9 protein-coding genes are annotated in these 7,789 nt (G+C 71.4%); 5 read left to right on the forward strand and 4 right to left on the reverse strand.

Going from position 1 to position 7,789, the window contains the following annotated elements:
* The 3 genes from GEV10_31025 to GEV10_31035 form a co-directional block, all read left to right on the forward strand.
* Positions 1 to 736: hypothetical protein (locus GEV10_31025; protein MQA82836.1), on the forward strand; the 736-nt coding region annotated here is incomplete at its 5' end.
* A 98-nt stretch (positions 737 to 834) separates the two neighbouring features.
* Complete coding sequence (locus tag GEV10_31030) at positions 835 to 2,475, forward strand: methylmalonyl-CoA carboxyltransferase (GenBank protein ID MQA82837.1); 1,641 nt, start codon at positions 835 to 837, stop codon at positions 2,473 to 2,475.
* Positions 2,472 to 2,687 carry an acyl-CoA carboxylase subunit epsilon gene (locus GEV10_31035; protein MQA82838.1) on the forward strand — a complete coding sequence of 72 codons (216 nt, stop codon included), beginning with the start codon at positions 2,472 to 2,474 and terminating at the stop codon, positions 2,685 to 2,687. The genes GEV10_31030 and GEV10_31035 overlap by 4 nt, the downstream gene beginning before the upstream one ends.
* A gap of 7 nt (positions 2,688 to 2,694) precedes the next feature.
* On the opposite strand, the gene GEV10_31040 is transcribed toward GEV10_31035, so the two are convergent.
* Both GEV10_31040 and GEV10_31045 read right to left on the reverse strand, forming a co-directional pair.
* Positions 2,695 to 3,123: a hypothetical protein gene (locus tag GEV10_31040; GenBank protein ID MQA82839.1), complete on the reverse strand. Its 429-nt coding sequence runs from the start codon at positions 3,121 to 3,123 to the stop codon at positions 2,695 to 2,697.
* Positions 3,124 to 3,196: 73 nt separating this feature from the next.
* Complete coding sequence (locus GEV10_31045) at positions 3,197 to 3,823, reverse strand: hypothetical protein (protein MQA82840.1); 627 nt, start codon at positions 3,821 to 3,823, stop codon at positions 3,197 to 3,199.
* Positions 3,824 to 4,005: 182 nt separating this feature from the next.
* Here GEV10_31045 and GEV10_31050 point away from each other — a divergent pair, with 182 nt between their 5' ends.
* Complete coding sequence (locus GEV10_31050; GenBank protein MQA82841.1) at positions 4,006 to 4,659, forward strand: septum formation inhibitor Maf; 654 nt, start codon at positions 4,006 to 4,008, stop codon at positions 4,657 to 4,659.
* On the opposite strand, the gene efeB is transcribed toward GEV10_31050, so the two are convergent.
* Complete coding sequence (gene efeB, locus GEV10_31055) at positions 4,632 to 5,867, reverse strand: deferrochelatase/peroxidase EfeB (GenBank protein MQA82842.1); 1,236 nt, start codon at positions 5,865 to 5,867, stop codon at positions 4,632 to 4,634. The two genes, GEV10_31050 and efeB, sit on opposite strands and share 28 nt — an antisense overlap.
* Before the next feature lie 15 nt (positions 5,868 to 5,882).
* Entirely contained in the window at positions 5,883 to 7,001 is a 1,119-nt protein-coding gene (gene efeO / locus GEV10_31060; GenBank protein ID MQA82843.1) for an iron uptake system protein EfeO, read from the reverse strand.
* 105 nt (positions 7,002 to 7,106) lie between these two features.
* Between efeO and GEV10_31065 the strand changes: the two genes are divergently transcribed.
* Complete coding sequence (locus GEV10_31065; protein MQA82844.1) at positions 7,107 to 7,553, forward strand: hypothetical protein; 447 nt, start codon at positions 7,107 to 7,109, stop codon at positions 7,551 to 7,553.
* Positions 7,554 to 7,789 lie beyond the last annotated feature (236 nt).

A 7,789-nucleotide genomic window follows, 5' to 3' on the forward strand; every position in this document is an offset into this window, starting at 1 on the left:
CCCCGACCCCGGCGAGACCGGGGTGCTCGTGCTGCGTGGACCCGCGGAACAGACCACCACCGTGTTCAACCTGGTCGATGACCTCGCCCACCAGCAGATCCCCGGTGACTCCCGGACCCTGGAGCAGCGCAGGTTCGACGCCTTCGTCGACCTGGTCCTCGACGACCAGGTCCGCCAGAACATCACCACTCTTGTGGAGGTGACCGTGCCGGTCGACACCCTCCACGGTGGGAACACTCCCGGGGAGCTGCGGGGTTATGGGTCGGTGTCGGCGTCCACTGCGCGTGCGCTCGCCCACGGCGGCGCGCGGGTGTCCTGGCGGCGGCTCGCCTACGACCGCGACACCGGAGTGCTCGCTGCGGTCGGGGACAAGACCTACCGGGCCGGGGACCTCGCCGGACTGCTCGCCGCGCCGGTCGAGGCACTGCCGGCCGCGGAACCCCGGTACACGCCCAGCGCCCGGCTCGCCCGCTGCGTCAAGGCCAGGGACGTGACCTGCCGGTTCCCCGGCTGCACCCGCAAGGCCCGCCGCACCGAGCTCGACCACACGGTCCCCTGGTCCAAGGGCGGTCCCACCGCGGTCGCGAATCTCCACTGCCTCTGCAAGAGACACCACCGGATGAAAGACGAGAACACCGGCTGGTCCCTGAAAGCCCACCCCGACGGATCCGTCACCTGGACCTCACCGGTCGGACGGCACTACACCCAACATCCCCATGACTACGGCGACACGTGACCGACGCGGGTCAGACCCGGGAACCCGCACTGTTCTGGAGCCTCCTAGGCTGGCCGAGTCGATCCGCTACTAGCCGGGTTCCTCACGCTGGGAGCAGCATGGCCGAGCCGTCCGCCGAGTCGCCCGCACCCGGCACCACCGAGCCGGCGGATGCCGGGGACCTCGACGTCCACACGTCCGCGGGGAAGCTGGCCGACCTCGAGCGCCGGCACGACGAAGCCGTGCATGCGGGCTCTGCGCGCGCGGTCGAGAAGCAGCATGCGAAGGGCAAGAAGACCGCGCGCGAACGCATTGCGCTGCTGCTCGACGACGACTCGTTCGTGGAGCTCGACGAGCTGGCGCGGCACCGGTCCACCAACTTCGGGCAGGCGCAGAACCGTCCGTACGGCGACGGCGTGGTCACCGGCTACGGCACGGTCGACGGGCGGCCGGTGTGCGTGTTCGCGCAGGACTTCACGGTGTTCGGCGGCAGCCTCGGCGAGGTGTTCGGCGAGAAGATCGTGAAGGTCATGGAGCTCGCGCTCAAGACGGGCTGCCCCATGATCGGCATCAACGACTCGGGCGGCGCACGCATTCAGGAGGGCGTGGTCAGTCTCGGCCTGTACGGCGACATCTTCTACCGCAACGTCAAGGCCAGCGGCGTGATCCCGCAGGTGTCGCTCGTCATGGGTCCCTGCGCCGGCGGCGCGGTCTACTCACCGGCGATCACCGACTTCACCGTCATGGTCGACCAGACCTCGCACATGTTCATCACCGGTCCCGACGTCATCAAGACCGTCACCGGCGAGGACGTCGGCTTCGAGGAGCTCGGCGGCGCGCGCACCCACAACACGACCAGCGGCAACGCGCACTACCTGGCCGCGGACGAGGGCGACGCCGTCGAGTACGTGAAGGCGCTGCTGTCGTACCTGCCGAGCAACAACCTCGACGGCAGCCCGGTGTACGACGCCGCGACCCCGCTCGAGGTGACCGACGGCGACCGCGAGCTCGACACGCTCGTCCCCGACTCCGCCAACCAGCCCTACGAGATGCACACGGTCATCGAGCACGTGGTCGACGACGCCGAGTTCCTCGAGGTGCAGGCCCTGTTCGCGCCCAACATCGTGACCGGGTTCGGTCGGGTCGACGGCCACAGTGTCGGCGTCGTCGCGAACCAGCCGATGCAGCTCGCCGGGACGCTCGACATCGACGCCAGCGAGAAGGCGGCACGGTTCGTCCGCACCTGCGACGCGTTCGACATCCCGGTGCTGACGTTCGTCGACGTGCCCGGTTTCCTGCCCGGCACCGACCAGGAGTGGGGCGGCATCATCAGGCGCGGCGCCAAGCTGCTCTACGCGTACGCCGAGGCGACCGTGCCGAAGGTGACGGTGATCACCCGCAAGGCATACGGCGGCGCCTACGACGTCATGGGGTCCAAGCACCTCGGCGCCGACCTCAACCTCGCCTGGCCCACCGCGCAGATCGCGGTGATGGGTGCCCAGGGCGCGGTCAACATCCTCCACCGGGCCAGGCTCGCCAGGGCGGCCGAGGCCGGCGACGACGTCGACGCCCTGCGGCGGCAGCTCATCGCGGAGTACGAGGACACCTTCGCCAACCCGTACGTCACCGCCGAACGCGGCTACATCGACGCGGTGATCCCGCCCAGCCAGACCCGCTCGTACGTGGTCAGGGCGCTGCGCACGCTGCGCACCAAGCGGGTCGACGTGCCGACCCGCAAGCACGGGAACATCCCGCTGTGAGCGCGGGAGCCGGCGAGCAGCCGGTGCTGCGGGTGGTCAGGGGCGACCCGTCGCCCGAGGAGCTGGTCGCGCTCGTCGCCGTGGTGACCGCGCGGTCGGCGCCGTCGGCCGCGCCCGTACGACGCTCGGCCTGGCGCGACTCCGGTCGCGGCACGCGGGGGCCGCTGCCGCACGGGCCAGGCGCGTGGCGCCGGTCAGGGCAGCCGCGCTAGCGAGGGCTCAGCGGTCGCGGGGGCAGTAGCGCCACGTCCTGCCGTCGCGGTCGCGGAAGACGTAGCAGCTGCGGCTGAACGACGGCACGGGACGGGTCGAGCGCGCCTGCGGTGGGCGAGACTGCGCGGGCGGCGCGGTCGTGGCGACCGGACGGGACTCGGGTGGCGTGCTCACCCGGCGCAGGTCGTCGTCCGACGGTGGCTTGAAGAACCCGCCGTCCCATGAGGAGACCGACGGGGCGTGGGACGAGCGGACGAGGCGGGGCTTGCCCGGCAGCGCGCTGTCGACGACGGCCGGCCTAGCGGCGCGGTTCGAACCGTCCGTGCCGATGACCGCGACGAGGCCACCGCTCGACGCGACGACCAGCACCGCCGCGCCGACGGCGAGCAGGGTGCGTTGCGGTGGTGAGCCTGAGGCGCGATGGCGCCCACCCATGCCTGACCTCCGAGGCCGCTCCACGGCCGACGGCCGTCAGGGCACGGAGCCTACCGCTGCCGGAGGGACCGGGTCACTCGGACTTCGGGATCACGCACTTGGGCGTCTTCTTGTACCCCGTGTACGCCGTGCGGAACTCCCCCAGCGCCTTGGGCGCCTTCTTGACCGCCTTGATCCACATCTTGTGGTAGTCGTACGGGTCGATCACCTTCTTGTCGCGCTCCTTGAGCACGTGGTCCATCCACTCGTTGCCGACCTTGAGGCCGGCGGTCATGGTCTTGCCGATGGCGTTCGCACGCAGCTGACAGGCGTCGACCGCATCGGTGTACTTGGCCGGCAGGTCGGCGGGGACCATGTCGCAGGCGTCTTCCTGCCGCTCGTAGACGATCCGCTGCGCATCGAACGCGTTCATGTCCGAGCTGCCGCGCGCGTGGGTCTCGTCCCAGATCTTCCTGGCCTTGGGGACCGTGATCCGGCCCTTGTCGAGGTCGATCTGCGCCTGCACGTGGACGTACCAGTCCTTGTACGACTGGTACGCCTTGCTCACGGCGGCGTCGCCCGCCTGGACCGACTCGCGGCAGTCGAGGATGGGGGTGGGGACGGGTGAGGGCCGCTTGGTGCTCGCGACGGGCGCGGCGTTGCCGTCGGTGCCCGCGGGCCCACGAGTGAAGGCCCACGCGGTGCCCCCGCCTGCCAGCAACAAAGCACCGATGACGATGAGTGCGGCGACGAGAGGGCGGCGTGACCGCGCCCTTTTCGGCGCGGAGTGGCGTCCGGCCACGTTTGTCCCTCCCCCTGCTTCTTTGTCCCCAGAGGGTCATCGGCAGACTGCCAGCTACGGAGTGGTAACGGTGAACGCATAGGACGGAGCGCGACGGCGTGATCACACCAGATGCGCGCACAGTTGCGCCGAGTGCACCCCTGCTCGTGCTCGCGTCGGCCTCCCCCGCCCGGTTGTCACTCCTACGGCACGCAGGATTCACCCCGCAGGTCCGCGTCTCCGACGTCGACGAGAGCGCCTTCGCGGCGGCCACGCCGGCCGACCTCGCGGGCACGCTCGCGCAGGCCAAGGCGCGTGCGGTCGCCGCCCAGCTGTCGGGACCCCGTGCCCTGGTGATCGGCTGCGACTCGGTGCTCGCCCTCGGGGCAGAGGTGCTCGGCAAGCCCGCCGGCGAGGCCGACGCGGTCCGCCGCTGGACCCGCATGCGCGGGGGCACCGGCACGTTGGTGACGGGACACTGCGTGATCGACACCGCGTCCGGCCGCGAGGCGGCGGCGGTGGTGGAGACGACGGTCCGGTTCGGCACCCCGAGCGACGCCGAGATCCGTGCGTACGTCGCCAGCGGCGAGCCGTGCCGGGTCGCGGGGGCGTTCACGATCGACGGTCTCGGTGGCCCGTTCGTCGATGGCATCGTCGGGGACTGGTCCAACGTCGTCGGGCTCTCGCTGCCCGCCTTCCGGCGGCTGCTGGCCTCCCACGGCGTCGGCGTGACCGACCTGTGGTCGGTTCAGCCGAACAGCGACGACCCCCAGTAGTCGCCGTCATCGCGCACGCCGGGCGGTACGGCGTACAGACCGGAACCCGTGTGCAGCAGGTACTCCGACATCGCGTCGTCGCGGGCGAGGCGTGCCTGCAGCGGGACGAACTGCCCGGGCGGGTCGCGGTCGTAGGCGAGGAAGAACAGGCCCGCGTCGAGGCGGCCGAGCCCGTCGGCGCCGTCGACGAACGAGTAGCCGCGCCGCAGGATGCGCGCACCGCCGTTGGCCGACGGGTGGGCGAGCGCGACGTGGGCGGCAGGCGGCAGGTCCGCCGGCCGGACGGGATCGCGCTCGGCCGTGCCGTCGAGCGGCGCCCCGACACCCTTGGACCGCCCGACGATCTGCTCCTGCTCGGTGAGCGCGGAGCGATCCCAGGTCTCGATGTGCATGCGGATCCGCCGCGCGACGAGGTACGACCCGCCGCGCAGCCAGGCGGGTCCCTCCCTGCCCACCCACACGTGCCGTGCCAGCGCCTTGGCGTCGTCGCCGGCGATGTTGTTCGTGCCGTCCTTGAAGCCGAACAGGTTGCGCGGTGTCTGGCTCTGCGGCGTGGTGGACGACGTCTTGCCGAAGCCGAGCTGCGACCAGCGCACCGCCACCCGGCCGAAGCCGATGCGCGCGAGGTTGCGGATCGCGTGCACGGCGACCTGCGGGTCGTCTGCGCACGCCTGCACCGCGATGTCACCGCCTGAGCGGTCGGGGTCGAGGTCGTCGCCGGGGAAGTGCGGCAGCTCGCGCAGCGCGTCGGGACGCCGCTTCGCCAGGCCGAACCTGTCGTCGCCGTCCTTCGCAAAGAGCGTGGTCCCGAAGCCGACCGTCAGCGTCAGCCGGGACGCCGGCAGCCCGACGGCCTCGCCGGTGTCGTCGGGGGGCGAGACGGCGAGCTCCGGCTCGGCACCCGCGCCGACCGCCCGGCCCGCCACCATGCGCTCGGCCGCGCGGGTCCACTCGCGCAGCAGGTCGGCGAGGTCGGTGCGGCTCGTCGTGGTGACGTCGAACGCGGCGAAGTGCAGGCGGTCCTGCACCGGGGTGGCGATGCCGGCCTGGTGCGCGCCGCGGAACGGGACGACCGGGGACGTATGGCCGGTGTCGGGACTGCCACGGGCGGCGCGGACGGCACCCGCACCGCCCCCCGCCCCGGCGAGCAACCCGACACCGGCGGCTCCGAGCAGGTGCCGCCTGCCGAACGAGGACGAGCCCGTCATGGTGCAGACACCGGGCTACCTCGCGACCGTCGCGGCGAGCTTCGACAGCGGTTCGGCGAGCGCGTTGACCTTGTCGGACAGCACCTTGCGGTCGGCGTCCCCGACGGTGTCGTACGACACGAAGCCCTCGCCGCGCCGGTACTTCTCCAGCGAGCCGAGGACGGAGGCGAACTCCTTGTCGAGGGTGCCGGCGAGCTTCGCGTCACGGTCGGCGACGACGGGCCGCAGCAGCGTGTACGCCTTCTTCGCGCCGACGACGTTGGCCTCGAAGTCGACGAGGTCGGTGTGGCTGAACGCCTCCTCCTCGCCGGTGACCTTGCCGGTGGCGACCTCGTCGAGGAGCTCCTTCGCACCGTTGCCCATCGAGGTCGGGGTGATCTCGACGTTGCCGACCTTCTTCTTCAGCGTGGCGAGGTCGGCGAGCAGCTGGTCGCCGACCGCGCTCATGCCCTTGGTCGTGCCGTCCTTCCACAGCGCCTTCTCGATGACGTGCCAGCCGGTCCACTCCTGGCCGTCCTCGAGGTCGGCCTCGCGCAGGTCGACCTTCGGGTCGATGTCGCCGAAGCTCTCCGCCACGGGCTCGATCGACTCCCAGCCGTACCGCGACGGCGCGTACAGCTTCTTGGCTTTCGCGACGTCGCCGGCCTTGACCGCGGCGACGAACTTCTTCGTCGTGGCGACGGAGTCGTCGACCTGCAGGTTGACGTACGTGCGGTAGGCGTCGACGGCCTTGTCGAGCTTGGGGTCCCGCTTCTGCGTCTTGCCGCCGCCGGCGACGGTGAGGGGTGTCCTGATGCCCTTGCCGACCATGCCGGGGATGCACGCGGCCTGGTACGAGCCGGCGGTGAGGTCGACCGTGAAGGTCACCGTCGTGCCCGGCCCGATGTTCTCGCGCTCGGAGACGATGCGGCCGTCGGGGCGGAGCACCTCGAACTCGGTGATCTTGCTGGCGGAGCTCTTGATCCGGAACGTCTGCACGCCGGCGGTGAGCTTGGTCGTGGCGACCTTGCAGGTCGTGTCCGAGGTGTCGACGGCGATCTCGTCCTTCGCCTCCGCACCACCCGAGCCGCAGCCGGCCAGGAGCACGGCGAGGACCGCCACGCCGACTCCACCGCTGATCCGCCGTGCTGCCATTCCGCAACGCTCCTCTGACCTAATCCAGTAAGGCGAGCCTAAACTAACACGGTCTCACCGGCCCCTCCCACGGCTCCCGCAGGACGGCTTGCCAGACTTCACGGCGTGACCGACGCCGTCTCCTCCGCCTGCGCCGGCTGCGCGATCTCGTGCGGCCTGGCCGGTTGCGCATCGGAGGCACGCCCCACGGCCAGGCCCGCCGACACCGCGGCGCGCTGGTACGTCGGTTACCTCCTCGCGTCGGGCGCGGCCTCGCTGGTGGCGGCGACGGCCCTCGGCCTCGTCGACCGTCCCGTGCTCTGGACCGCGATCAGCATGCCGCTCTGGCTCGCCGTCCTCCTGGGCCTGTCGGTGTGGTCGAGTCGGCGGCGCGGCGGCGACCGGCTCCCGACAGCGGTGTTCGCCGGCTGGGCGGCGGCCTGGGCGGCCACCGTCGGCCTCGGTACGACGGTGTTCCCCGGCGTCCTGGCCTGGTGGGTCGCGGGCGGCGTCGTCATGGCCGCCACCACGGGCGCCGGCGCGTACGCGACGCACCGTCACCGCCGTACCTGAGTGAGCGCCGCTCGATATATCGGCCTTGGCAGTGACCAGCCGGGACGCCTTCACGGGCCGACCGGACAGTTTCCGGCCGGCGACAGGTCATACGTCTAGCTACTTCGACCTGAAAAACCCTGTGGGGTCGTGACGGCGACCTCGGCAGACGGTTGGGCGGCTATCGGTGACCGGTCAGGTGGGCATGATTCATCCCGGTGGGGCTCTTCACGCTGCCAGCGCTCCGACCTTGACCA

The organism is Streptosporangiales bacterium (genome assembly GCA_009379955.1).
Lineage (GTDB): Bacteria > Actinomycetota > Actinomycetes > Streptosporangiales > WHST01 > WHST01.